This is a genomic window from Flavobacterium sp. FlaQc-49, from assembly GCF_044005985.1.
In the GTDB taxonomy this organism is placed as follows: Bacteria; Bacteroidota; Bacteroidia; order Flavobacteriales; family Flavobacteriaceae; genus Flavobacterium; species Flavobacterium cupriresistens.
Map to the genome: position 1 here is coordinate 1 of NZ_JBIPCS010000017.1, position 26,468 is coordinate 26,468.

Consider the following 26,468-nt stretch of genomic DNA (forward strand, 5'->3'; position numbering starts at 1 on the left):
CACCTCTTCCCATCCCGAACAGAGTAGTTAAGCCCGCCTGCGCAGATGGTACTGCAGTTATGTGGGAGAGTATGTCGTCGCCTTTCTTTTAAAAACCCTATCCAAATCGGATAGGGTTTTTTGTTTTTAGACTTTTTTGGTTTTGCTTTTTTAAACCATATAAGTGATGTAAGTCCAGATTAGTTTTATCTTCGCGTCCTTTACGTAAGCCCATTGCGAACTTTATGGCTAAAAAAAAACAGTGCAGATAAGAATTTTAGAAGTTTTGAACCTAACTTTTGTTTAGTGAACCAAAGAGGTCTTTAAAATGAGATTTTTGCTTCAAAAAAAAATCTGTTTTCGTAAATAGAACTACAAAAACAATAGAATACCACGAACTTTTAAACCAAAATAAAGGAGAGGGAAGCTTCTTGTCAGAAAAATAAGTTAAATTTAAATTTGGGTGAAGATTTATTTTTAGTTTTGGGTACTCAATCGACCTATTTTAAATTAGGTTTCCAAAATTTAGATAACAAACACGTATGAGAATACTGGTAATCGCTTTTTTATTGCTTTCATCATATGGTTTTTCTCAGCAGAGAATAGTAGTAAAAGGGTTTGTCGTTGTAGATGCTATTCCGTATGGTAATGTCAATGTTATAAATGAGTCTTCGTCGGATAAGTTTGATGTGAATTCAGGAGTTACAGACAAATTTGGGGCTTTTTTAATCAAAGTTAGAGAAGGGGATATCCTTTTATTCTCTTCAATTGATTTAGAGGTTTTGAGGCTTTCAGTTAAAGCTGAGGATATTTTAATGTCGGAAGTGAAGGTTCAAATGAACAAAAGAGCATATCAACTAAAAGAGGTCACAATAGATAAAAACAATGAAATCAATGCTGTTTCGTTAGGGATCATACCCAAAGCGATAAAAAGAAAAACTCAGGTTGAACGACAACTGTATACTGCCGGTGATTTTAAACCCATACACTTATTGGGGCTTTTGGTGGGGTCAATGGAAGTGGATCCTATACTTAATGCAATTAATGGTAGAACTAAGAAATTGAAAAATTTGATTTTGATTGAAAGTAAGGAAACAAACATTAAGTTTTTTAACGATAATCATCGAGAGTATATTTTAAGAACTTTAAAAATTCCAGAAGAGGAATTGTCTAAGTTTTGTTATTTCCTTGTGGATCAAAAAGAGGTTCAGGAAATTATAAACAGTAAGGATGATTTGAAAATCAAGTTTTTTTTATGTGATCAACTTGTCAATTATAAGAGTGCCTATTCAAAAGAAATTAAATGATTGCAGTTACAGTGCTTTTTGTTTAATGAATTTCTATTCTTATTTGTTCTAATGCCGCAAGAGATATAGTGGTTAATGGGATAGAAGCAACTTTTTGAAATAAGCAGATAGTTTCAGTAATCAGGATTGTGCCCGAAAACAGCTGGTGATGAATAATTTTTAGTCTTTTTTAAGTTAAAATTATTAAATAAAATAGTATATATTTGCCCACTTTTGTTACCTAAATAACTTTAATGGATTTACCTCCTTATTCGCCAGGATTGCATAAACTGGTTACTTTACATGTTGATGAAACTCATAAACTTACTGATAGTAATGGTTTTGTTGCTGCTACCCATTTGATTTTAGAAAAATATTCCTTGGAAAAAGTAGGCGTTGTTGTTCACAATTTCGAAAACGACAGTTTTACGATCTCATTTTGTTTAAAAGAATCTCATATTTGTATACATACCTGGCCGGAGTACAATCAGTTAACTCTTGATGTTTATTTGTGTAATTACCTGCAGGATAATTCACAAAAGGTAAAAGATGTTATGGCAGATTATGTTGCCTATTTTGAAGGAACAATTATAAAAGATTTTGAAATTAACCGTTAATATATGAAAGTTCCTTGTTACGATTGTAATACCGTTACCGAATTAGAGGTTGGTTTTGAAGTGGTTAATTTTGTCTGTCCAGGATGCTGTAGTTTGTATGTAAAACAGGATGACGGACAATTTAAACGAAAATCTAAGTATAAGCCTAACAAAGATGGTTTTGCTTTTGCTGTCGGAAATAAAGGATTTCTGAAAGGAAAAGAGTATACTGTTACAGGTATGATGGTCAAAGTAGTAGGCCGAGTACATCTATGGCGAGAATATATTCTAACCAGTGCAACAAATGAATTTGTTTACCTCTCTGAAGTAAACGGTCATTGGATATTTTTAAAGGAAATTGAGGATAAATATGATGTAAAGAAGCATCCGCGTTCGTTGGAATATAAAGAAGATAATTTTAATCTGTACGAATATTGCGATGCCGCAATTGAAACAGCTCAGGGTTTTTTCGATTTTTCATTGCCTAATACGTGGATTCATATGGTGGAGTATATAAGACCTCCATTTATGGTTTCTATCGAAAAAATGGATAAAGTTGAAACCACTTATTTAGGGGAGTATATTAGTAAAGATGAGATTAGGAAAGCATTTCCTAGCAGTTTATTAAGATATCAGACCGGTGTAAATGTGGTGCAGCCTTTTTACTTTAACTTGAGTAATACAGCTATTATATTTTGTCTTTTCGCTTTATTGATTATTTCCTCAAATTGGTATATTTATAAAAATCAGGTAGAACAAAACGTATTTTCTAAAGAAATTACTTTTGATCGCTATAATAACAAAGAATTTCTAAGCGACTCGTTTGAGTTAAAAGGAGGTTCTGCTCCATTGACTATTTGGGTTTCGACCGAGGTTGATAATTCCTGGGCGAATGTTGACATTGCTCTGGTCGATGAAAAAACAAATGAAGAAACTCATGCCAATAAGGATATCGAATATTATTCCGGTTATGAAGACGGTTCAAGTTGGACAGAAGGTAAGCAATCCGAAGAATTTAATATCTGCGGGGTAAAAGGAGGGAAATACCACCTTTTGATTAAACCTCAGAAAGCACCCGAGGATGTTCGTAATAATGTGATGAAGTTTAAAGTAGTCTGGAACGAGCCTTCAAATCGAAATGTCTGGCTGGTTATTATCTTTATGATTGTTATTCTTGTTATTATCGGGTTTGCCAGATTTAATTTTGAAAAAAGAAGATGGGCAGACAGTAGTTATTCCCCTTATAGCGAATAAACAATATGAAAAATACATTTGATTTTATAAAAAATAATTTAGTAGCAATAGCTATAGGATTGCTTTGCTTTGGGGTCTATTTGCATTTTGCGTATTCGGGAAACCGAATCTGTGATTGCGAATCAACAGAAAGTTACAGTTCGTCAGGAAATAGAAGTTCAATAAACCGTTTTTATCATAAATAAGTCTTTAAACTATGGATTTAATACACTACCAACCCATTATCAATTCGATTCTTTTTTCGTTTTTAGGAATCATTATTTTGTTAGCCGCCTATTTTATAATCGAGAAAATTACTCCGGAAAATACCTGGAAAGAAGTCGTTGAAAAAAACAATGTTGCTGTTGCAATTGTGCTTGCATCATTTATCATTGGGATTTCAATGATTATTAGTGCCGCAATACATGGGTAAAAAGTTTATCAAGTTTGAATTTTTGCTTCTTTTTGCTGTTTTTATAATTGCAACCTGTGGACTTGTTTACGAACTTGTTGCAGGAACACTCGCAAGTTATTTATTAGGCGATTCTGTAAAGCAATTTTCATTTATCATTGGTGTATATCTGTTTTCGATGGGTATAGGCTCTTTTTTTTCTAAGTTTTTCAATAAAAACCTACTGAATACTTTCGTCGAAATCGAAATATTAGTGGGGTTAATTGGAGGATTGAGTTCGGTTGTCTTGTTTTTACTGTTTGAAAGTGTAGCTTCCTTTCAATTTATTTTATACCTGCTTGTTTTTGTAACCGGTTTTTTAGTCGGACTGGAAATTCCGTTACTGATGAACATACTAAAAGATAAAGTCGAGTTTAAAGATTTGGTTTCGAATGTTTTTACTTTTGATTATATCGGAGCTTTATTGGCCTCTATTCTTTTTCCTTTAATTTTAGTTCCGAAGTTAGGAATTATGGGGACTTCCTTGTTTTTTGGAATGATTAATGTCAGTATTGCAATCGCACTGTGTTTTGTTTTAGAATCGGAATTAAAAAAGAGCTATTTTTTAAAAGCAAAAGCTATTTTTTCGTTCTTGGTATTACTGACTGTTTTTATATTTTCAGAGAATATCCTGTCGTACTCAGAAGGAAAATTGTACGGAGAAAATATCATTTATACCAATTCAACTCCTTATCAACGGATTGTCCTGACGCATAATAAGAGCGATTACAGGTTGTATCTTAATAATAACTTACAGTTTAGTTCTGCTGATGAATATCGTTACCACGAAGCACTCGTACATCCCGTAATGTCAATTGCCAAAAAAGCAGATCATGTTTTGGTATTAGGTGGGGGAGACGGTCTGGCAGTGCGCGAAATTCTGAAATACAAAAATGTAAAAACAATTACTTTGGTTGATTTAGATGAGGGAATGACTAAATTGTTTAAAACCAATAAAGTATTGACAGATCTGAATCAGAATTCGTTAAAAAATCCGAAAGTTACTGTAATCAATACGGATGCTTATATTTGGGCAAAAAGTTCAAAAGTAAAATATGATGTTGCAATTATCGATTTTCCTGATCCGTCTAATTACAGTCTGGGGAAGTTATATTCATTAAACTTTTATCAGACCATTCAAAGTATTCTCCAACCGGATGCTGCGATAGTGGTACAAACAACTTCACCTTATTTTGCACCAAAATCATTTTGGTGTATCAATAAAACAGTAATGGCTGTTTTCCCTCAGACAGATGCTTATCATGCGTATGTTCCGTCGTTTGGAGAATGGGGGTTTACCATTGCAATAAATGGTTTTAACACCACTTTTAATACGGTAAACAGAAAAGCATCGGGACTGAAGTTTTATAATTATCAGTTTGACCGATTTAACTACTTTACTAAAGATATGATTTCAAATGAAATTGAGATCAATCGTTTAGATAACCAAATTTTAGTGCGCTATTTTGATGAAGAATGGGGAAAATTATAGTAGTTCCAGACGAAGTTTTGTAAAAGGAATTACAGCTTCTCTGCTTCTTGTTCCGTTTTTGCAGTTTTGTACAGATAAAATTGCCGTTTTCATGATTCGTTTGTCAGGAACCAAACATCTTTTGGGACATCGATTGTGGATCAAAGATTTTCCTGAATCATCTTCTCAGATTCAAACACCTTATCTTATAGTTGGAGGTGGGATTTCTGGTTTAAGTGCGGCACGTCAATTGACAAAAAGAGGCATTTCTGATTTTATTCTTGTGGAATTGGAAGGGCACTTAGGCGGAAATTCTTCAAATGGCGAGAATCAACATTCTAAGTTTCCACTTGGGGCACATTATCTGCCCTTGCCTAACTTTAAGGATAAAGAACTATTGAATTTTCTGGAAGAAGAAAAAATAATACAAGGTTACGATTCAAACGGACTTCCTGTTTTTGATGAGTTGCAACTTACTTTTGCACCAGATGAAAGATTGTTCTATAAAAATAATTGGCAGGAAGGTGTAGTTCCAAAAGAAGGAAATTCTCCGGCGGAAGACGCAGAATTGAAAGCCTTTTTTGAGCAAATGGATACTTTTAGAACAAAAAAAGGAGCAGACGGGAAGTACTTGTTTGATATTCCGCTTCACCTTTCTTCTGCAGATGAAAATACCAGAGCTTTAGATAAAATAACGATGAAAGAGTGGTTTGAAAAAAACAATTTCAAATCAGAACCTTTATTTAAGTATATCGATTATTGTTGTAAAGACGATTTTGGATTGGGAATAGAATACGTTTCGGCCTGGGCGGGAATTCATTATTTTGCCGGTAGAAAGCAGGATGCAACATCAGATAAAAGAGATAGTGTGTTAACCTGGCCTGAAGGGAATGCCAGATTAGCAAGTCATTTAAAGAAATATTCTAAAGATAAAGCACTTAAAAATCATTTGGTTTACGAACTTAAAATCGAGAATAATAAAGTTATCGTTAAAACATTTGATGACCATAAAAAAACTGCTGTTACTATTGTTGCTGATAAAGTGATAATGGCAACGCCTCAATTTGTGAATCAATATATTCTAAAAGACAGAAAGGAGTTAACAAAACATTTTCATTATACACCCTGGCTTCTCGCAACACTTGTAGTTTCTGACTTGGAGGATGATTTCAGCTTTCCGTTATCTTGGGATAATGTGATTTACGGATCAAAAGGATTGGGATATGTATACGATCAACATCAGTCTTTAAATCAGGTTCAGACTAAAAAAGTGATTACCTATTATTATAGTTTCTCAAGTGCGGATCTTAAAAAGACGAGAAAAGAAATTTATAAAAAGAAAACGGAACATTGGAAACAAATGGTGTTTGATGACCTGAAAATTGCACATCCGGATATTGAAAATGTTACAGAAGAAATGGAGGTTTTTGTATTGGGACACGGTATGATAAGTCCGGTTCCGGGTTTTATATTTGGAGAGGCCAAAAAACAAGCTAAAAAAAATATAGAAAATCGGGTGTTTTTTGCCCATACCGATTTGTCTGGAATTTCTATTTTTGAAGAAGCTTTTCACTGCGGAATTAATACCGTAAATCAGATTTTAGATGAGACAACCCTGGATTCATAAAGCTAAAACAGATTTTCTTTTTATAATTGGCCCGTCCTTTTTTGTGTTGGCCATCATTTTTCTGTTTCAGGATTTTATCAGTAAGATCGAAGAGCAGTATTCATTTTATACTTGGCTTTTTTTAATTGTTTTTATCGATGTTGCGCATGTTTATGCTACTTTATTTAAAACCTATTTTGTAAAAGACGAGTTCGAAAAAAGAAAAAAACTGCTGACGATTTTACCTGTAATTTGTTTTTCTATTGGATTTATTCTCTTCGCTTTTGGAGGAATTGTGTTTTGGTCTTTTCTGGCTTATGTGGCCGTTTATCATTTTATCAGACAGCAATATGGTTTTATGAGATTGTATGCACGAAATGAAAACAAAGCAAAATTGTCGGTTTGGATAGACAATCTCACGATTTATTCCTCAACAGGATATCCGATGTTGTATTGGTTTTTGTCGTCTCCGCGAAAGTTCAACTGGTTCGTCGAAAACGAATTTTTTCGTTTCCATAACGAATCGATTTTATCAATTGCGTTTTGGGTTTATGTTGCAATTCTGTCAATTTATCTAATTTATACACTTCACAGTAGTATAAAAACGAGATTTTTTAATATCCCTAAAAACAGTATTATTTTAGGCACAGCACTTTCCTGGTACTTCGGAATTGTTTATTTTAATGATGATTTGATTTTTACATTGCTGAATGTTATTTCTCATGGAATCCCTTATATGGCGCTGGTTTATTTTAGAGAAATCGATGGTAAAACAGATTCGGAGTTAGGGAAACTACGTTATTTGAAAAAGTACAAAGGCATTTTTATTTATGCAATAATCTTATTATGCATTGCTTTTGCAGAAGAATTTCTTTGGGAAGTTTTTGTCTGGAATGAAAATATTTCTTTTGAAGCAATAAATTTTTCAGGATGGGAGTTTTTGGCAGTGCCATTGCTGAGCGTTCCACAATTTACACATTATATTCTCGATGGATTTATATGGAAATCTAAGAAAGGGTAAGGCCGTTGTAAATTTATCTTTATAAGGTTTCTTTGATTTTGAAAATCATAAAATAAAGCTCCTCAGAGGATTTATAAACAGAACAAACCCCCTGCGAAGTTATCGTAAGGGGCTTTCTATTCTTTTAAACCATTTTCTTAAAGTTTAATTTCAAACAAACTAAAAGATCCTTCCTTATAATGTTCCGGTAATTCTGATGTCCATTCGATAGTACTGATGCCTTTGTAGTCAAAACCACAACTTGTGTAATACTTATTTATTCTTTCATTTCCGCTGTGCGTGTCAAGTCTGATATAGGTTTTATCATTTTGAACGGCATATATTTTTACCCATTCTATGATTTTTTTAACATAAGAACGACCTCGGAATTTTGGATTCGTAGCAATACGATGAATGTATACCGCAGGATCTGCAGCGGCTTCTTTCCAGATGATTAAGTCATTAAAAGTAAGAACAAAAGTGCAGGCTATTTCATCGTCTTCTTTTATTATAAAATGCCGGTCTTCTTTAATTTCAGTTTCTATTAGTGATTTTTCAAAGCCTCTCCAGCTTTTTATGTTGACCGTTTTTTGGTAAGAGGTTGCCTCATTATATATATCGAAAACGGCATCGATATCTTTGTTTGTAGTTTTAAGAAATTCCATTATTGTGTTTATGCTGTAAATTAATCTCTATCAAAGATAGATTTTTGGGAGGTGAAAGACTTTGAAATTTTTAGTTTTAACTTTTCTTATTTGCTGTAGTTAGCCATGCTACATTTTGTTCGGATTGGTGGTCCTGGCCAATAATATCTCGATATAAATCAGGTCTTCGGGCTTTTAGGTAGCGATTCCCTCCTGCCTGAATGCATTTTTCAGGGGTAATGAGTGCAGTTGCAAAGGAGTCTTCAAAAGAACGGCATTCGGAGATGATATCCCCAAAAGGATCAATGATCATGGAACAACCATTCTTCAATTGATCATCATCCATACCAATTGGGTTGGAGAAAACTGCGTATATGGCATTGTCGTAGGCTCTTGCGGGCAGCCATTTCATTAACCAGTCTCGGCCTTTCATCCCGTCAAATTCTATTCGTAAAGAAGTCGGGTCGGTTTCGCGATTTTTCCAGAGCTCAGGAGCGACAAAACCGGCGCCAGGTCGGGTAGAGGGGGTGCACATGGTGACATGAGGCATAAAAATAATTTGAGCCCCCAATAGCGTTGTTGCCCGTACATTTTCGATAATGTTATTGTCATAACAAATTAAGATGCCACATTTCCATCCCTTGATTTCAAAGATGCAATATTCGTTTCCGGGAGTGAGATAGGGGTTTATAAAAGGGTGAAGTTTGCGGTATTTGGCAACTAAACCATTTTTATCGACGCAGACATAAGCTTTAAATAAAGCGTCATTTTCGTCTTTTTCAAAAAGGCCTGCCAGTATAACAATGTTATATGTTTTGGCTATTTCGATAAGTTTTAAAATACTACCCCCGGTTGGAATTATTTCTGCGATTTCCAGCATCTGCTCTTTCGATAAATGTCTGGCGAAAGTATATCCGGTAATAGAGCATTCGTGAAATGCAATCACATCGCAACCTTCTGCTGAAGCTTTTTTTGTAAGTTCTTCAATTACAGTTAAATTGTAGTTTTTGTCACCGCTCTTGTTTTCAAACTGAGCAGTGGCTATTTTTAGATTTTTCATTTGATGGACTATTTAAGAATAGCCCAAAAGTAAGAGTAGCGTGAATCGATAAATTGTATAAAACCGACATTTAAAGCGCATTCTTTGGAAAAGTCTCGATAAAATTGTTCGTCAATTTCCCCGTATTAAGCAGATACTCACTGGGTGTCATACCCGTATGCTTCTTAAATTCTTTTATGAGATGTGATTGATCGGAAAATCCTGTTTCATAAGAAATTGATGTAAGGGAGGTGTTTTCCGTTTTGTTTTTAAGAAGTTTCAGAAAATGATGCAATTTTATAATATTGCCAAACTTTTTTGGGTTTAATCCAACACCCTCCGTAAATTTTCTTTCAATATGTCTTTCCGTGTAACCGGTGTAAGCAACTAATTGTTTTAGAGAAAACTGTCCTTTATTTTTGATGATAAAAGCTAAGGAGGCATCCGCTATTAATTGGTTTGTCTGTGGTTTTTTCGCTTCAAGCGTTTTAAAAAAATGATTCAGGAGTTGTAAGCGATCCGGAATTGTTAGTAATGCGCCTAATTTTTCCTCGAGATCCCTGCCCATTTGACCAAATATAGCATCAACCGTGATAATGGAATCACGAAATTCGCCGCTGTCAACTCCCAGAAGCTGATGTAAGCCGTTTGGTTGAAAAACTACAATTACAATCGACATTTCGCTACCGGAATAAACGTCTTTAAAATTATTTAGCTGTCCATATAAAAAAGAAGTAGGCAGATAATTTTGTGTTTTGTAATTATCAAATCCCGATATAAGTTTGCTTTTCAACGAGAATACGATACCGGTATTACCATCAGAAAATAAGCGAAGTTTTTGAATATCATTGCCTTTTCTTTCTAAAAAAAGATAATGTTTTATATAAGGTGATAATTCTTTTGGAGGTACAACTTGCATCGTTTATTGTTCTTTTAACCTGTGTTGCCGGTAGCAGAATGAAGTAAAATTAAATATATTTTTCGAGTTTTTTCTGATTTTGCAGTAGTTCTTGAAGAAAATATATTCTTTTGAGGGTTTCTCTTTATGAATTGATATTTGTCTTAATCTGGTATATTAATGGCCTTTATAGACTTTCTGTTTTTTGATTGCATTTTAATTTTGTCAATTAAAATTGTATTATGAAAGATGTGAATAAAATTGAAATTATACGCGACAATCGGGTTTCGAAATTACTATGGTTTATGCTTGGTGCCATTTTTTCTTTTCTGATGAGTATATTATGGCGATGATAAAGAGATAGTTATGCTAAAATATTAATCCTGAAGCGTTATTATTATTTTAGGCAGTATTCTTTCATTGAATAACTTATAAGCGCTCTCCGATGGATGTAGACCGTCTGAGGCGACTAAGGAGGTGTTCTTGAGTCCCTGTCTTGTAATATCTGTTATGGATACGAAGACAATATCGTTATTTTTGCAATAATTCTCTGCAAAACTATTGTATTGGTCTATTTCTGAGCTTATTATTTCACCCTGACCCCCCATTTGAATTTGCCCAAAACGAGTATAGGCATAATCGGGAATCGAAATTACAATAACATTCTTTTTATCACCTTTCGCCAGAGTGATTGCTTTGGTAACTAATTCGGGGAATTCTTTTTCATAGATCGAAAAACTTTTTCCTTGATATTGGTTGTTTACACCAATTAGTAAAGTGACAAAATCATAGTTAGGCTCTGGCTTCTCTACGTTTATTGCTGAAAGTAAATTTGAGGTTGTCCAGCCTGTTGTGGCAATTATTTTTAATGCGGTATTGCTTTGTGGATAAATGGCTCGCAAGGTTGCCTGAAGTTGCGTGGGAAAATTGCAGGTTTCACATACACTCTGACCTATTGTATAGCTGTCTCCCAAAGCTAAATATTTTATTGCATTTGGAACAGGCTTTGTGGGAGGCACAATAGTATTCTCTGTAGTGCCTTCATCAGAATTGCAACTAATAAGGAAGATGGAAAGAAAAACAATAACTATTTGTTTGAACGCTGTTGTCATAATTTAGCTAAATTAAATTTAGGTCATTCTAAACAAATAGTTACGTTAAATAGGGAGCTTTGGTTTTTACACCATTTCTGCTTTCATGACAATTTCTTCTTCGATTGCATTCCAAAGACCGATTCTTTTTTCTAGTGCTAAAATAGAAACTTCTTCAACTTCTTTCCATTTCTGTGCATCATCACCGCATAAGTCAGTAATCATTTGCATGGCCATTGGTCCATGTTCATCAGCATCAAGCTCGATATGTCTTTCAAAATAATAAAGCAGTTTGCTTAAATTGATTTCAGGCAAGTTCTTTTGGAAGTTTTTTAGAATTTCGGTAAACATACCCGGAATTAAATCTTCTCTTCCAAAGGTAAATGCGGCAGCAATTTCATGCGGTTTTCCTTGTTCAATTACCCTGAAAGTAAAATCTAGAAACGCTTTTACCTCAATTGGTAAAGTACTTTGTTTGATAGCAACAAAGATGTTATGAAGTGAATGTACTTCAGATAAAAAAGCATTAATTCCGGTTGTATCAGCGCCACAGTCTTCCATAGCTTCCAGATACATTTCGTAATGGCTTTGTCTTCTTCCGTCAAGAGTTAAATCAGTTTCTTCCGCCAGAACAATTTCGTTGATTAAATATCTTGTCTCAGGGTTTTTTGTTGCAAACCATGGTGTTGTAGTGCAGGTAAGTTTCGTTTGTAGTGCTTTTAGCAATGACATAAAATCCCAAACAGCAAAAACATGGTTTTCCAGAAAGCTATGAAGATCATCAATATTCTGGATTTTATTGTACAAAGAATGTTGTAAAAGCTTGTCTTTTTGAGGTTGAATGCTATTGTTTATAGTTTCAATATTCATTTCTGTAAATTTTGGTACAAAGATAAAAAGCTTCTTGGTAAGAAGAAGCTTTTAATATTGATTTTGTGTATATTTTAATAGTTATTTACGATTTAAACGCTGGAATTCCAGTTACATCCATTCCTGTAATCAGTAAATGAATATCATGCGTTCCTTCGTAAGTAATGACACTTTCCAGGTTCATCATATGACGCATAATCGAATATTCGCCGGTGATTCCCATTCCACCTAACATTTGTCTGGCTTCACGTGCAATATGAATGGCCATGTCGACATTATTTCTTTTTGCCATCGAGATTTGAGAGGTTGTTGCCTTTCCTTCATTTCTCAAAACACCTAAACGCCAAGTTAACAATTGCGCTTTTGTGATTTCGGTAATCATTTCAGCTAATTTCTTTTGCTGTAATTGAGTTCCTGCAATTGGTTTTCCAAATTGAATTCTTTCTTTGGCATAACGTAAAGCCGTATCATAACAATCCATCGCAGCTCCGATAGCTCCCCAGGCAATTCCGTATCTGGCTGAATCTAAACATCCTAGAGGTGCACCTAAACCTGATTTATTTGGTAGAAGGTTTTCTTTTGGAACTTTTACATTATCAAAGATTAATTCTCCGGTTGATGACGCACGAAGGGACCATTTATTATGGGTTTCAGGAGTAGAAAAACCTTCCATTCCACGCTCTACAATTAAACCGTGAATTCTTCCCTCTTCATTTTTAGCCCAAACTACAGCAATATCTGCAAAAGGGGCATTTGAAATCCACATTTTGGCACCATTTAAAAGATAATGATCTCCCATATCCTTAAAATTGGTAATCATACTTCCCGGATCCGAACCATGATCAGGTTCTGTTAGACCAAAACAACCTATGAATTCACCGGTTGCTAATTTTGGAAGGTATTTCACTCTTTGCTCTTCATTACCATATTTCCAGATTGGGTACATTACCAAAGAGGATTGAACAGAAGAAGTCGATCGTACACCGGAGTCACCGCGTTCGATTTCTTGCATGATCAAACCATAAGAAATCTGGTCTAATCCTGCTCCGCCATATTCTACCGGAATGTAAGGACCAAAACCACCAATTTCTCCAAGACCTTTGATAATCTGTTTTGGAAATTCTGCTTTTTGAGCGTATTCTTCTATAATAGGAGAAACTTCTCTTTTTACCCATGCTCGTGCTGAGTCGCGAACCAATTTGTGTTCGTCTGTCAATAAATCGTCAAGATTGTAATAATCCGGGGCCTGAAATAAGTCTGGTTTCATTTTTTGTTAGTTTTACAAAACAAATTTACGCAATAAAAATATAACAAAATACAGTTAATTTGTTATATTTTTATATCGTTGAATAAAAAAAAATAAGAATAAGAGAAACTAATACTAGTTTATTGGTTATTTATAAACTAATTTTGAGTTTCAAATTCAATTTAAATGAGGCTGATCATCTCTTTTTTACTTCTTTTTGTTCTGAATATTACTTTTGCCCTGCAAAAGAAAGAATTGACGGAGCAGGAATATTTACTTTTACAGGATAAAATACGAATAAGCGGGAATACAGACAGAGACCTGGCGATTACGTACGCCTATGAGATGCTCAAATCTAATAATGACAAACATTTGGCTTTTGCAAATGGGGCATTGGCATATTTGTTTCAATTAAAATCTGAAACGGTAAAATCAAAAGAAAAGTATGTACTAGCATTTAATTATTTGAATAAAATGCCGGATTCAAGAGATAAAACGCAACTTAAATCGTACCTCTATAATTACGGCGGACTAATCGAATGGAAAAGAGGTAATTTTGGAGAGGCTCTTGAAAACTATCAGACGGGAATAAAACTTTCAATACAATTGGGTGATATTATCCAGATAATAAAGTTTAAAAGTAATATTGCTATTATTAATGAAGAAGTTGGTAACTATCAGTTGGCCATAAAAAACTTAAGGTATCTTAATGACTTTATAGATAAAAATGAAAGTTATTATTCCAAAGAGCAATACAATATTATAAAGAGTAATAACAATCTTCATTTAGCAGGATCTTATGAAGGCTGGTACATGAAAAATCGTACAAAGTTGTTTCTGCTGGATTCTGCCGCATACTTTTACAAAAAAACAGTGTCTTTCTCTCATGACTTTCCAATTAATAATATTGGGGCTAAGATCAGTCTGGGAAATGTTTATTACATGAAGAATGATTTTAAGAATGCAGAAAAAGCCTACTATGATATTATATTTTTTGCGAAACAGAACAATTATAAATCAGAATTTAAAGTAGCCAACTATAATTTAGGTAATTTATATTATGAAGTAAAAAAGTACGACAAAGCCTTAGTTTTCTTTAAAAAAGTAGATTCAGTCTCCTTAATAGATAATTCAAAAGATGAAAGTTTTTTAAAGTCAAATTATTATCAGGCAAAAATCTATAATATATTTAAGGAACCCGAATTGGCCTTTAAATATTCAAAAAACTATCTGGATAATTATGAAAAAACGGAAGCCAAACTAAATAATGAAGCCCTGGAAGTTAATTATAAACTGGGAGTCGGAGATTTGAGTGAGGAGATGGTTACCATTCAGAAAAAATACGAATTTGAAGTTTTCTTTAATAAAGCATTAAAGGTGTTTTATGTTTTACTTGTCGTTGGAATTGTTTTCTTACTGATAAAAAACATAAGAGATAAAAACAAGGCGCATAAGAAAATGAATGCCCTGATTGAAGAATTTAAAGCCAATCTGGAGAAAAAAGAGAATTCCGAAACCGAAACCGTACTGATCGATCAAGAAGAGGATCCGCTTATTAAGAAAGAAAACGTCAATCTGAGTATCGACGAGGATAAAGAGAATAAAATTGTCGAAAAATTGCTGGCTTTAGAAAATAAATTAGAGTATTTGAATGCCGATTTTACGTTGTCTTATGTTGCAAAAAAGATAAAAACAAATACCACTTATCTGTCCTATATCGTAAACAAGCGATTTGGTAAATCTTTTGGAGAATATTCTAACGAGTTAAAAATCAATTATGTAATCAATCAAATGATTACCAATCACATGTATCGGAAATATTCTACTCAAGCGATTGCTGAAAGCGTCGGATTTAAGAATGCAGTATCCTTTGCGAAATCATTTCGCAAAAGAACTGGAGTGTCTCCAGCTCAGTTTGCGAATAATATTTAATGAAGAATTTGTATAAAGTAATACAGTTTTAGGGAGTTACCCGTTACCGCCTGTGCTACCGGTGTGACCAGTACCTCTTATTGGATCTTTTCCGTCGACCCACTCGTCTCCGCCTCGAACTGTTTTTAGTTGATTTTTAGGTAATTTTTCTGTTCCAAAGTCTTCAAGGTTAAATGTTCTAATTTTCATGGTTTTCTAAATTATTGGTTTGTTTGAGTTAATTTTTTATAGTTAGTTATCCGTTTCCACCTGTATTTCCACCGCCTTTTATAGGATCTTTTACATCTATTGGACCATCCCCGCCACGGACCGCTTTTTGTTGTTTTTTAGATAATTTATCTGCTTTAAAATCTTCGAATTTTATCTTTTTAGTTTTCATGATGTTGTAAATTAATGATTTATATTTTTAGTGTCAATTTTTTTGTAGTTTTTTATCCATTCCCTCCTGTATTACCACCACCTTTTATAGGATCTTTTCCATCTATCGGCGCATCTCCGCCATGAATCATTTTTTGTTGTTTTTTGGATAATTTTGCTGTTTCAAAATCTTCTAATTTTACTATTTTAGTTTTCATAACTTGAGTATTTAGAATTTGTATAATTTTATTTTTAAGAATTTTTTAGCCGTTTCCGGCGTTACCTCCACCACCCCGAATTGGGTCTTTGTCTTCCTCCAGAGATGCTCCTCCAAGTACTTTTTTTTGATGATTTTCAGGTAATTTTTCTACTTGAAAATCTTTGATTGTTGCCTTTTTTTTTGTCATGTTTTATTGTGTTAGCGTTTAACTTTTTCAAAACTAGGCAAAAAGCAAAACCCTTAATCGAGAATAGCCTTTTTGAGGTTTTTGAGAGACTTGTTTTTGAGTAACTATTTGTATATCAGAGTATTGAATAGTGTATTCGTACTGGTATAATTTATAAATTGTATGTGCTATTATTAATAAAAAGTATACATAAAGGCGTTTTTTTAAAATAAAAACCACAATATTTGCATCGTAGTTATGATTTAAACGACACAAAAAGATGTTAAAACTGGTTCAGAAATTTCTTCTAATTAACAAGTACTCGGAAGTGAAAAATGAGTTCAAAGATTTGTTTCTTTCTCATCCAAATTATCCAAGCTTGTTTGCGATAACAGATTCGTTGGATTTGTTGTCAGTAGAAAATGCTGCCGTAAGAGTTTCGAAAGAACAGATTGAAAATTTGCCTTCTAATTTTTTAGCTTATTTTAAAGAGGAACTTATTTTGGTTGAAAGAGCAAAAGACTTTGTTCGCATCAACACAATTAAAAAAGGAAGTCAAAAAATATCGTACGATAGCTTTCTTTTAGATTGGAATGGAGTTATTGTAGCAATTGAGCCAAATAATGTAGTTGGAAGGGATAGTTTCAGAGACGAGTATAAAACTTTAAAGTATTATGTTCCCTTATTTCTTTTAGTTGGATTGTCATTTTTTTACAATGCCTATAATTTATTCAGTAGCTTATTTTTAATTACATCCCTTTTAGGATTAATAGTTAGTGTTTTTATAGTACAGGAGAAATTAGGTTTGAAAAGCAGTATCATTTCAAAGTTTTGTAACCTGACTCCAAATACGTCTTGTAACTCTGTTCTTAATTTTGACGGTTCAGGTAGAAAATGGGTTAGTTTCTCAGATTTGCCTTTGATGTTTTTTGGTGCAAGCTTTTTAGCGATTTTGATAGAGCCTTCAGATTCGTCAATCTTTATCGGATTTTTAAGCTTATTGGCTATTCCGGTGGTGGTAACATCAGTTTGGATACAGAAATTTGAGATTCAAAAGTGGTGTGTAATGTGTCTGTCAGTTTCATTTCTGATTTTAGTGCAAAGTATTATTTGGTTTGCGTCAGATTTTTTCACACTAAGTTTTAGTATTGACAGTGTTTTTCCTTTTGTGTTCTCATTGGGGTTCTTAGGAGCCTTTTGGTTGGCTTTAAAACCGATCATTAAAAACATGTTGAATGTTAATTCGGATTTAAAAGAGTTGAAGAAATTTAAAAGAAATTTTTCATTATTAAATTTCTTATCGCAAAAAGTGCCTTACACGTCAGATTTTGAGGATTTAAGAGGATTGAATTTTGGAAATAGAAATGCAGCAATAAAATTAGCGATTATAATTAGTCCAAGTTGTGGACATTGCCATAAATCATTTCAGGATGCATTTGATCTGGTTTTAAGATTTCCGGAGAAAATATTTTTAAATGTATTATTTAATGTTAACCCTGAGAATGTAGATAACCCGTATAAGATTATTGTAGAAAGATTGCTGACTATAAACAGATCAACACCAGGGAAAACGGTAGAAGCCATTTCAGATTGGCATATTAAAAAAATGGGTCTCAAAAAGTGGTTGAAAAAATGGAATGCTGAGCCCGTAGGATTGATAATAAATCAGGAGATACAAAAACAATACGATTGGTGTTCTAAAAATAATTTTAATTATACGCCTGTTAAGATTGTCAATGAGAAAATATTTCCAAATGAGTATGAATTAAATGAACTGAAATACTTTTTAAATGATTTTGTGGAAGAGAAAGAGATTGAAGTTTTAGAAAAAATAGCCTAAGACAAAAATCATTTGAAGAAAGAGAGATACAAATTTCTAAATGAATTGAAACAATAACAAAAAAACCAAATAATCATGTTAAAAAACATTCTACAATTAGAAGGAGCTCAAGAGCTTACTAAAAACGAGAAAAAAGGTATTAAAGGAGGATTAGCTTGTGATCAGAACGGTAAGTGTCCAAAAGGATCTTATTGTGACTATGATTCGTCTCTTTGCAAACGTATCTAGTTGTTAAAAGAAAAATCTTTTAATAAATAACCACAAAGTAGTAACCCAATAAAACTTAATTATGTTAAAAGCAATTTTAAATCTTGAAGGTGCAGAAAAACTGCAAGTTAATGAGTTGAAAAATATTATGGGTGGACAACCGGTTCAACCGGCAAATTGCAAATGTTTTTGTTATGTTGGAGGACAACAGGTAAATGCCTATTGTTTTTCATATTGTCCAAATGGTTCAATTCCTGGAATATCGGAAGGAAGTACAGGAAACTGCAAGTTTCCACTTAATCCAAAACCGGAATTATAGAATACGATTGCCTCTTTAGTGATAAAGAAAATTTTAAAGTTATAAAGTTACTTGGAGAATTAGAATAGCAGACTAAAAACAAACAGTGAGATACTCTTGATTGTTACGTTTATGTTGCAAGTTTTCTAAGTTTTTAAAAATATCGAATATAAAGCCTTATTTAAAATTTAGTCATGTTTTTTTTGAATTTGTAGGCGCCCGATCGTGGAACATTGGGCAAACATCCCCACATTGATGATTGGTGTTGGGATTCTCAGGAAAATTGGTCACTGAGTTGGTTTTATTTGGTTAGAGCTAACCGGTGCCATCTCCTAGAGAAATTGATGTTGATTCTAAATTGAAGTGTAAGCACTTTTTGCTATGGACAACATTATTTTAAAGATGGAAAAAATATAGGACCCAAAAGGTCTGAAAGAAGTTCAAATATTGAAAAAAGAAAGAAACAAACGAACAAGTGCGGAGCTTTACTTTAATAGAAATATGGGACAAATATATTACGAAATGACAATTGTAGAATAATCATTTATTGTAATATAAATATAACAGTTTTGAATAATTTTAACAGAGAGGAAATTTTTTCCTCTCTGTTTTTTTTAAATAATGTAGATTTGTATAAATCAAAAGTAAATTGAAAAAATTCACCAATTATAAACAAGCTGATTTTAAGGATTGTGGCCCCACATGTTTAAAGATTATCGCAAAGCACTACGGCAAGACAATCCATATTCAGGAGTTGAGGGAGCATAGTGAAACAACTCGTGAAGGAAGTAATTTGCTTTTTTTGAGCGATGCAGCAGAGAAAATTGGTTTCAGGACTTTAGGAGTTAAGTTAAGTCCGGAGCGCTTAGAAGAAGCTCCATTACCTTGTGTTTTGCATTGGAATCAGAATCATTATGTTGTGCTTTATAAAATTAAAAGAGGCACTTACTATATCTCAGATCCGGCTTTTGGTTTAATCGAATACACTAAAGAAGATTTTATTAAATTTTGGATCGGGAACAATGCTGATGAATCAACTCAGGAAGGAATTGCCTTGTTGATCGAAGCTACTCCAAAATTCTTTCAGACCGATTTTGACAAGGAAGATCATAAAGGTATCGGATTTGGATTGTTGTCCCAATATGTTTTAAGATACAAAACCTTTCTAGTTCAATTAAGTATAGGGTTATTAGCCAGTAGTTTGTTGCAATTGATTTTTCCTTTTTTAACCCAGAGTATCGTTGATATCGGGATCCAGAACCAGAATATTAATTTTATATACCTGATTCTGTTTGCGCAATTGTTTCTTTTTGCCGGAAGAACAGGTTTAGAACTCATTCGGAGTTGGATATTACTTCATCTTTCAACGCGGATAAACATTTCGCTCATCTCTGATTTCTTTATTAAATTAATGAATCTGCCTATTTCGTTTTTTGATGTGCGAATGACGGGAGATATCATGCAGCGTATAAACGATCATAGAAGAATTGAGCGTATCCTGACTACATCCTCCTTAAACGTTTTATTCTCCATAATCAATATGTTTGTGATGGGAGGCGTTTTGGCTTATTTTAATCTCAAAATATTTTTTGTGTTCTTCGCCGGAAGTGTTCTTTACTTTGTGTGGATCACGTTGTTTTTAAAACGAAGAGAAGTTTTAGATTATAAGCGTTTTGCAGAGGTTTCCCAAGAGCAAAGTAAAGTGATGGAGCTTATCAACGGTATGCAGGAGATTAAGCTTCACAATGCCGAAAAACAGAAGCGTTGGGGCTGGGAATATGTGCAGGCAAGATTGTTTAGAGTTTCAATAAAAGGACTGGTCCTGGAGCAAACACAAACGATCGGTTCCTCAGTGATCAATGAATTAAAAAATATTTTCATCATCTTTTTGTCGGCCAAATTAGTTATTGACGGTTCCATTACACTTGGTATGATGCTTGCGATAAGCTCTATTGTAGGGAGTTTAAATGGCCCGATTACACAACTTATAGAGTTTGTTCGAGAGCTTCAGGATGCCAAGATTTCATTGGCAAGACTATCTGAAATTCATGAAAAAGAAGACGAAACACAACAAGAAGTACACCAAACGAGTGAAGTTCCTTTTGACGCTGATATAGAGATAAAAAACCTATCCTATCGTTATTTAGGCTCTGATATCCCTGTTTTAGATGATTTAAGCCTGATAATTCCCGCAAATAAGGTTACAGCAATAGTGGGCGTTAGCGGAAGCGGGAAAACGACTCTGATGAAATTACTGCTTAAATTTTATGAGCCGGAAAAAGGGGAGATTCATATTGGTTCTGCACAGTTAAAAAATGTGTCACAAAAAGCATGGAGGGCCAATATTGGTGCGGTTATGCAGGAAGGTTTTATTTTTAGTGATACCATCGCCAACAATATCGCCATTGGTGTTGACAAGGTAAATAAAGAACGATTGGTTTATGCCGCCGATGTTGCCAATATAAAAGAGTATGTTAGTGGCTTGCCGCTGGGTTTTAATACTAAAATTGGCTCTGAAGGTTTAGGTATGAGTACCGGTCAGAAACAACGATTGCTTATTGCCAGAGCGGTATATAAAAACCCGGAAATCTTGTTTTTTGATGAAGCCACTTCGGCTTTAGATGCTAATAATGAAAAGGAAATTATGCGAAAATTGGATATTTTCTTCAAAGATAAAACTGTAGTGGTAATTGCACATCGTCTGAGTACGGTAATGAATGCGGATCAGATCGTGGTTTTAGATAAAGGACGCATTATTGAAATAGGAAGTCATTCGGCTTTAGTAGAACAAAAAGGGAATTATTTTGAATTGGTTAGAAATCAATTACAATTAGGAAACTAATCATGGCAGAAGATAATAGTACATTCGAATTAAGAAGTGAAGAAGTTCAGGACATACTCACCAAAGTACCTCATTGGATGATACGTTGGGGAACAGTACTGATATTTACCATAATTGTGATGCTGTTTTTTGTTTCCTGGTTTATCAAATATCCGGATGTTGTCAATACTGAAATAGTGATCACAACGAATATTCCGCCCGAAAAAATAGTCTCTAAAACCTCCGGACGAATAGAAGCGATATTGGTTAAAGATAAAGCCGTCATACAAAAAAATACCACTTTGGCAGTTATTGAAAATACCGCCAATTATGAAGATGTTTTTTTATTGAAGGATATTGTTGATCATTACAATATCAATGAATCCAAAAAAGATTTTCCTTTTGCATTGTTGAAAAATACACAATTAGGAGAAATTGAAAGTGCTTATGCGGTTTTTCAAAAAGACTATCAGGCGCAGGAATTAAACAAAGATTTGCAACCTTTTGAAGTAGAAAGCAGAGCGCAAACATCAGAAAACATTCAAATAAAAGAACGATTGGATATTTTGCAGCAGCAAAAAGCAATCAATGAAAGCGAATTGCAACTTCAGAAGAACGAAGTGGCCCGTTTTGAAACTTTGTTTAATAAAGGAATAGTTTCGACTCAGGAAATGGAGGCTAAGAAACTGAATTATCTTCAGGCGCAAAAGAATTACAGGAGCTTATTATCGTCGATTTCGCAATTGAGGTCTTCCCTTATTGATAATACAAAATCAAGTCAAAGTTCGCATATAAACAGTACTAAAGAAGAAGTTAACCTGGGACGCAATATGGCGCAATCTTTTTATCAGCTCAAAAAAGTGATAAAAGACTGGGAGCTTAATTATACATTGAAATCCTCTGTTAGTGGTGTTGTTACTTTTTTACAGGTTTGGACAGAAAATCAAACGATTAATGCCGGAGATAATGTTTTTTCGATCATTCCGGATGCAAGAAATGGTTTTGTCGGAAAAGTTAAAGCGCCCGCTTTAAATTCCGGGAAAATAAAAGTGGGACAAAGAGTGAATATAAGACTGTCCAATTTTCCCGACAGAGAATTTGGAGTTTTATATGGTACAATTCAGAATATTTCGTTGGTTCCCGATAAAGATGGAAATTTATTACTGGATGTTGCCTTGCCAAACGGATTGGTAACGTCTTATAAAAAGAAAATCCTGTTTCAGCAAGAGATGAAAGGAAGTGCCGAAATCGTGACGGAAGATTTGCGATTACTGGAAAGAATTTTATATCAGTTTAAAAGTATTTTTGAACAGGTTTAATTTTTAAGTAACCGAAAAGTTTCTTCGTATAAAGTAAAGAATGAAAAAAATCTGTTTTATTGTTTTTATTGCGTGGTTTCAATGGGTAGGAGCTCAGGGGAAATCGGCTAAAAATTCAAATGTAGCGCTTACTTTTAGCGTTTCAGGAGATATTAAAGATTCAAAAACAAAAGAGGTAATTCCAAATGCCGATTTGTATCTGCTTAATTGTAATAAAAGTAGTGTCGCAAATGAGGTAGGAATTTTCCAATTCAATATTCCAAAAAGCAGTTTTAATGATCAGTTGGTTATTTCGGCTGTGGGTTATTATTCCGATACTATTTTGGTTTCTCAGCTTGAAAAACTAAAGCATGAATCCTTTCATATTGTATTAAATAAAGAAACAGAAGCTGAAATCGTTTTGAATGATATGGTGGTTTTGTCTTCAAAAAATAAATCAAAATCGGATTCTCCGGAAACAATTTTGAAAAAAGCAAGACAGCATATAAAGGATAATTATTATCAGGAGCCATTTAATCAGAAATTCTTTTTTAGAGCACAATGTAAAAAGGATGGTGTATTTTCTGTTAATGAAGCAGCTTCTATTATGACCTATAGTCCAAATGGAATTAGGGTTTCCAAAGATGCAGCGGCGAATTATTTCGGGGAGATTCTTCAGTTTAAAGGTAAGGCGGAAGAAACTTCAAAAGAAAATTGGGAAGGAATAGGGTATTTTGGAGTTGTTGTCTTTCGAAATATAGTGTTGAGTGGTCAAAATGTATTTTATGAAACCGCTTCATTTGAGTTGAAAAAAGAAAAAACAATTGAGTACGCCGGAAAGAAAGTGTACGTAATCAGTTTTCAGAATTTAGTGCCGGATGTGTATTCAACAGGTTTTGGTAATCCTTCACCTAAATCGGTAAGTGGGTTTATTTATATCGATACCGTTTCTTTCGCTGTGGTAAAGTTTGAGCAATATGTAATTTTAAATGCAGACCGATCAAATGATAGTGATGATGTATGGATTCAATCATCCGTAAAAATGACGCAGACTTATAAATGCGTAAACGGTAAATATTTTGTGAATTATTGCAATGAAAAAAAGGAAAGCCGTTATTTTTCAGCAGTAGAGAAAAAACAAATAGGAGAGGCAAATTCGAATTACGATTTAATGTCTGAAGATGTCAATACAGATAAAGTACTGCCAATAGTACGCCCTATAGATCGACTAAAGTTAGATGTAAAAGTAGCAGAAGATCCGGAATATTGGAATAATAACAATTTCATTCCGGAGATTAAAAACAATGATTTGTAAAGTTTCTCGCTACATCTTCAGATAGAAATCCTGTGTTAGCGCAATATATTCGGGAGTATAAACATGTCTTTCGATTTCGATTGTTAGTTCGTCGATTTCAATTTCGGTATTTTCGTTTCGGCTAAAAGCCATTAAACTGCGTTTAATACTTGAAGTTGGAGTACCTTTTACACGAGTTATTTTGGTAGGGTATAGCTCTGATTCTTTTGCCAGGGCAATAAAATTATCTTCTTCTTTATAAGGAAGGATAACTGCAAATATTCCATTTTCAGAAAGCAATAAATCGGCAGCCTCAATTAATTCTTCAAAAGGCATAGCGTCCTGAAAACGGGCTAAATCGCGTTGTTCACTTTCAGTTTTATAATCTTCAGAATAAAAAGGGGGATTGGAAACAATTAAGTCATATTCATCCTCAGGTTCTTCTATAAACTCATCCAAGCCTGCGTGAAAGCAAAACAAACGATCTCCCCATGGAGAATTTTCAAAATTCTCTACAGCTTGTTCGTAAGCATCTTCGTCAATCTCCAAAGCGTCTATTTGCTCCGCAGCTGTACGTTGCGCAAGCATAAGAGCAATAACTCCCGTTCCCGCACCAACGTCTAAAACGCTAAACGGATTATGATTTACGGGAGCCCAAGCGCCTAATAAGACACCATCTGTTCCGACTTTCATAGCGGTTTTGTCCTGTTGAATAGAGAATTGTTTGAATGTAAACATAGGGTTGTAAATTCCAAATTTTTAAAATTCCAAATTCCAATTAAGAGGGATGTCTTGCTTGAAGAAGGAATTTGCAATCTAATTTTGTGGTGCAAAAGTAAGACTAAAATCTTGATTAATTAGTGTGCAGTTTTGGTAATTATTGTTGATAGAATCTTTCGTAATTGTTCTATTTCAATTAAAAGAGATTCGGAAAATGTAGTTTGATCCGGATTTAAATCGTGCAGTAATTGTAGCCAATATTTAGATTCTTTAGCTTCTTTTCTAGCTATTTTAAGTCTGAAAGCTAAATCTTTATCGCTTAATTTTTCGTTAGCTTCAATGTAATTAGCACCAACCGAACCAGACGATCGTATCAATTGTTTCCCATCCTCAATATTAGATGCAGTTTTGGGTAAAGTTTTAATATAAAGTCGACATTCCCGAGCGAACAGATATGTGCGTTCCTCCAAATCATAAGGTTTGTTCATAATATAAATTATTACAAACCAAAAATAACAGTTTTATATCAATAAAATAAGATTTTTCTGTCAAATTAAAAAACAACCGCAAGGTTGTAAAATTTGGAATTTTAAAAATTTTGGAATTTAATTTAAAGGTACATTTCAACCAGTCCTTCCGGTAGGTTCATGATGACTTTTTTGTTTTCACGATCTACTTTGACTAAGAAATGGTCGATCATCGGAATCAGCATTTCGACTTCGCCATTTAAAACTTCAAAAAGAGGTTGTGCAGTAGTATCGTTTACGGCAACTATTTTTCCGAAAACGCCTAAACGTTGGTCTTCTATTTCGAAACCAATAACTTCGTGAAAATAAAATTTGTTACCGCTAAGTTTTGGTAACATATTTAAAGGAAGATAAATTGCATTACCCATGATGGCATCTGCATCTTCTTCGGTATTCATGTCTTCAAAACGAATTCTAAGAAAATCGTTTTTGTGCAAAGAGCTTTTTTCAATAAAAAAAGGAACCAAGTGTTTGTTGCATTCAACAAACACTGATTCCAAGTTTTCGTATAACTCGGGTTCATCTGTGTCTAAATAAGCCAAGACTTCCCCCTTGAAACTAAATTTTTTAGCGATCTTACCTAAATAAAAACATTCTTCTTTACGCATTCTCGCTAACTAATATTTATGCTTCAGTTGTTTCGTTATTTTCTTCAGCAGCAGGAGCTTCTTCAGTTGATACTTCAACTTCAGTAACTTCTTCAGCTGCAGGAGTTGCAGCAGCAATAGCATCAGCTTCAGCCTGAGCTGCAGCAGCTAAACGCTTAGCGTTAACTTCTTGTTCTGCTTTGAAAGCTTTAGCTTTAACATCAGCTTGTGCTTTTGTTAAACCGTCTTTTTTAGCGTCAACTTTTCCAGATTTAGCATCTAACCAAGCAGCTAATTTTACGTCAGCTTGCTCTTGAGTTAAAGCACCTTTACGAATACCTCCATCAAGGTGGTGTTTCAATAAAGCACCTTTATAAGAAAGGATAGCTCTAGCAGTATCAGTTGGTTGTGCACCATTGTGTAACCATTTAACTGCACTATCAAGGTTTAAGTCGATAGTTGCTGGGTTTGTGTTTGGATTGTAAGTACCGATTTTCTCTAAGTATTTACCATCTCTTTTTGAGCGTGCATCTGCAGCTACAACCCAGTAAAAAGGTTTTCCTTTTTTACCGTGTCTTTGTAATCTAATTTTTACTGACATAATCGTTTGATTAAATTTTGAGGTACTCGACCCCTATTAATTAAGGGCGCAAAGATATAATTTTTTTCTGAATTGTGCGTTCAAAACTATATTAAATGTCTTTAAGGTGTATTATTCTTAAAATTTTGTTGTTTTTGAGCTTGCTTTTTAGCTATTTCTTTTAAATCAAATACTTTTGCATTAAATTATT

27 protein-coding genes and 1 rRNA gene are annotated in these 26,468 nt (G+C 33.8%); 14 read left to right on the top strand and 14 right to left on the bottom strand.

The features are described from left to right. The 8 genes from rrf to ACHRV3_RS21730 all read left to right on the top strand — a co-directional run. A 5S ribosomal RNA gene (rrf, locus tag ACHRV3_RS21695) occupies positions 1–86 on the top strand; the annotation flags it as partial. A gap of 462 nt (positions 87–548) precedes the next feature. After that, positions 549–1,286, top strand: a complete 738-nt coding sequence (locus ACHRV3_RS21700) for a hypothetical protein (RefSeq protein WP_395436129.1) — start codon at positions 549–551, stop codon at positions 1,284–1,286. Positions 1,287–1,519: 233 nt separating this feature from the next. Next, positions 1,520–1,882, top strand: a complete 363-nt coding sequence (locus ACHRV3_RS21705; protein WP_230004286.1) for an S-adenosylmethionine decarboxylase family protein — start codon at positions 1,520–1,522, stop codon at positions 1,880–1,882. Positions 1,883–1,885: 3 nt separating this feature from the next. Beyond that, complete coding sequence (locus ACHRV3_RS21710) at positions 1,886–3,115, top strand: DUF4178 domain-containing protein (RefSeq protein ID WP_395436128.1); 1,230 nt, start codon at positions 1,886–1,888, stop codon at positions 3,113–3,115. A gap of 196 nt (positions 3,116–3,311) precedes the next feature. Continuing rightward, positions 3,312–3,527 carry a DUF350 domain-containing protein gene (locus tag ACHRV3_RS21715; protein WP_230004288.1) on the top strand — a complete coding sequence of 72 codons (216 nt, stop codon included), beginning with the start codon at positions 3,312–3,314 and terminating at the stop codon, positions 3,525–3,527. Continuing rightward, on the top strand, positions 3,520–5,037 hold the full coding sequence (locus tag ACHRV3_RS21720) for a polyamine aminopropyltransferase (RefSeq protein WP_395436127.1): 1,518 nt from the start codon (positions 3,520–3,522) through the stop codon (positions 5,035–5,037). The genes ACHRV3_RS21715 and ACHRV3_RS21720 overlap by 8 nt, the downstream gene beginning before the upstream one ends. Then, the gene (locus tag ACHRV3_RS21725) at positions 5,015–6,643 is read left to right on the top strand and encodes an FAD-dependent oxidoreductase (RefSeq protein WP_395436126.1); all 1,629 of its coding nucleotides are present in this window, start codon (positions 5,015–5,017) and stop codon (positions 6,641–6,643) included. Before ACHRV3_RS21720 ends, ACHRV3_RS21725 begins: the two co-directional genes overlap by 23 nt. Next, positions 6,621–7,643, top strand: coding sequence for a hypothetical protein (locus tag ACHRV3_RS21730; protein ID WP_395436125.1), 1,023 nt, complete (start codon positions 6,621–6,623; stop codon positions 7,641–7,643). The genes ACHRV3_RS21725 and ACHRV3_RS21730 overlap by 23 nt, the downstream gene beginning before the upstream one ends. Before the next feature lie 137 nt (positions 7,644–7,780). Here the strand turns inward: ACHRV3_RS21730 and ACHRV3_RS21735 are convergent, their stop codons facing one another. From ACHRV3_RS21735 to ACHRV3_RS21760, 6 genes are all read right to left on the bottom strand, one after another. Further along, the gene (locus ACHRV3_RS21735; RefSeq protein WP_230004291.1) at positions 7,781–8,287 is read right to left on the bottom strand and encodes a GNAT family N-acetyltransferase; all 507 of its coding nucleotides are present in this window, start codon (positions 8,285–8,287) and stop codon (positions 7,781–7,783) included. Positions 8,288–8,363: 76 nt separating this feature from the next. Continuing rightward, the gene (locus tag ACHRV3_RS21740) at positions 8,364–9,326 is read right to left on the bottom strand and encodes a nitrilase family protein (RefSeq protein WP_395436124.1); all 963 of its coding nucleotides are present in this window, start codon (positions 9,324–9,326) and stop codon (positions 8,364–8,366) included. Between the two features lie 70 nt (positions 9,327–9,396). Continuing rightward, complete coding sequence (locus ACHRV3_RS21745) at positions 9,397–10,224, bottom strand: DUF6597 domain-containing transcriptional factor (RefSeq protein ID WP_395436123.1); 828 nt, start codon at positions 10,222–10,224, stop codon at positions 9,397–9,399. Positions 10,225–10,580: 356 nt separating this feature from the next. Continuing rightward, positions 10,581–11,315 carry an SGNH/GDSL hydrolase family protein gene (locus ACHRV3_RS21750; RefSeq protein WP_395436122.1) on the bottom strand — a complete coding sequence of 245 codons (735 nt, stop codon included), beginning with the start codon at positions 11,313–11,315 and terminating at the stop codon, positions 10,581–10,583. Positions 11,316–11,381: 66 nt separating this feature from the next. After that, positions 11,382–12,164: a DUF3050 domain-containing protein gene (locus ACHRV3_RS21755; RefSeq protein ID WP_395436121.1), complete on the bottom strand. Its 783-nt coding sequence runs from the start codon at positions 12,162–12,164 to the stop codon at positions 11,382–11,384. 85 nt (positions 12,165–12,249) lie between these two features. Beyond that, positions 12,250–13,431, bottom strand: coding sequence for an acyl-CoA dehydrogenase family protein (locus tag ACHRV3_RS21760; RefSeq protein WP_047777624.1), 1,182 nt, complete (start codon positions 13,429–13,431; stop codon positions 12,250–12,252). Between the two features lie 165 nt (positions 13,432–13,596). Between ACHRV3_RS21760 and ACHRV3_RS21765 the strand changes: the two genes are divergently transcribed. Further along, positions 13,597–15,342 (top strand): helix-turn-helix domain-containing protein, encoded by a 1,746-nt coding sequence (locus tag ACHRV3_RS21765; protein ID WP_395436120.1) that lies wholly within the window; start codon positions 13,597–13,599, stop codon positions 15,340–15,342. Between the two features lie 36 nt (positions 15,343–15,378). On the opposite strand, the gene ACHRV3_RS21770 is transcribed toward ACHRV3_RS21765, so the two are convergent. From ACHRV3_RS21770 to ACHRV3_RS21785, 4 genes are read right to left on the bottom strand one after another with little or no spacing between them, the layout of a single operon-like run. Continuing rightward, a complete protein-coding gene (locus ACHRV3_RS21770) occupies positions 15,379–15,531 on the bottom strand; it encodes an rSAM-modified peptide (protein WP_117610338.1) in 153 nt (50 codons plus the stop codon). A 46-nt stretch (positions 15,532–15,577) separates the two neighbouring features. Next, entirely contained in the window at positions 15,578–15,721 is a 144-nt protein-coding gene (locus ACHRV3_RS21775; RefSeq protein ID WP_117610340.1) for an rSAM-modified peptide, read from the bottom strand. A gap of 52 nt (positions 15,722–15,773) precedes the next feature. After that, positions 15,774–15,917, bottom strand: a complete 144-nt coding sequence (locus ACHRV3_RS21780; RefSeq protein ID WP_117610342.1) for an rSAM-modified peptide — start codon at positions 15,915–15,917, stop codon at positions 15,774–15,776. A gap of 45 nt (positions 15,918–15,962) precedes the next feature. Beyond that, positions 15,963–16,106 (bottom strand): hypothetical protein, encoded by a 144-nt coding sequence (locus tag ACHRV3_RS21785; RefSeq protein WP_165579380.1) that lies wholly within the window; start codon positions 16,104–16,106, stop codon positions 15,963–15,965. Between the two features lie 259 nt (positions 16,107–16,365). On the opposite strand from ACHRV3_RS21785, the gene ACHRV3_RS21790 reads away from it, so the two are divergent. The 5 genes from ACHRV3_RS21790 to ACHRV3_RS21810 all read left to right on the top strand — a co-directional run bounded on the left by ACHRV3_RS21790 (position 16,366) and on the right by ACHRV3_RS21810 (position 23,864). Beyond that, entirely contained in the window at positions 16,366–17,925 is a 1,560-nt protein-coding gene (locus tag ACHRV3_RS21790) for a vitamin K epoxide reductase family protein (RefSeq protein WP_395436119.1), read from the top strand. Positions 17,926–18,214: 289 nt separating this feature from the next. Further along, complete coding sequence (locus tag ACHRV3_RS21795; RefSeq protein ID WP_047777629.1) at positions 18,215–18,451, top strand: hypothetical protein; 237 nt, start codon at positions 18,215–18,217, stop codon at positions 18,449–18,451. A gap of 628 nt (positions 18,452–19,079) precedes the next feature. Beyond that, positions 19,080–21,272 (top strand): peptidase domain-containing ABC transporter, encoded by a 2,193-nt coding sequence (locus tag ACHRV3_RS21800; protein ID WP_047777631.1) that lies wholly within the window; start codon positions 19,080–19,082, stop codon positions 21,270–21,272. 2 nt (positions 21,273–21,274) lie between these two features. Continuing rightward, a complete protein-coding gene (locus tag ACHRV3_RS21805) occupies positions 21,275–22,570 on the top strand; it encodes an HlyD family secretion protein (RefSeq protein WP_047777634.1) in 1,296 nt (431 codons plus the stop codon). A 40-nt stretch (positions 22,571–22,610) separates the two neighbouring features. Further along, positions 22,611–23,864 (top strand): carboxypeptidase-like regulatory domain-containing protein, encoded by a 1,254-nt coding sequence (locus ACHRV3_RS21810; protein ID WP_395436118.1) that lies wholly within the window; start codon positions 22,611–22,613, stop codon positions 23,862–23,864. Positions 23,865–23,873: 9 nt separating this feature from the next. On the opposite strand, the gene ACHRV3_RS21815 is transcribed toward ACHRV3_RS21810, so the two are convergent. From ACHRV3_RS21815 to ACHRV3_RS21830, 4 genes are all read right to left on the bottom strand, one after another. Beyond that, positions 23,874–24,581, bottom strand: coding sequence for a tRNA1(Val) (adenine(37)-N6)-methyltransferase (locus tag ACHRV3_RS21815; protein WP_395436117.1), 708 nt, complete (start codon positions 24,579–24,581; stop codon positions 23,874–23,876). 119 nt (positions 24,582–24,700) lie between these two features. Beyond that, a complete protein-coding gene (locus tag ACHRV3_RS21820) occupies positions 24,701–25,051 on the bottom strand; it encodes a four helix bundle protein (protein ID WP_395436115.1) in 351 nt (116 codons plus the stop codon). A gap of 122 nt (positions 25,052–25,173) precedes the next feature. Continuing rightward, entirely contained in the window at positions 25,174–25,698 is a 525-nt protein-coding gene (rimM, locus tag ACHRV3_RS21825; protein WP_047777639.1) for a ribosome maturation factor RimM, read from the bottom strand. A 16-nt stretch (positions 25,699–25,714) separates the two neighbouring features. After that, positions 25,715–26,278 carry a 30S ribosomal protein S16 gene (locus ACHRV3_RS21830; RefSeq protein ID WP_047777640.1) on the bottom strand — a complete coding sequence of 188 codons (564 nt, stop codon included), beginning with the start codon at positions 26,276–26,278 and terminating at the stop codon, positions 25,715–25,717. Positions 26,279–26,468: the final 190 nt, after the last annotated feature.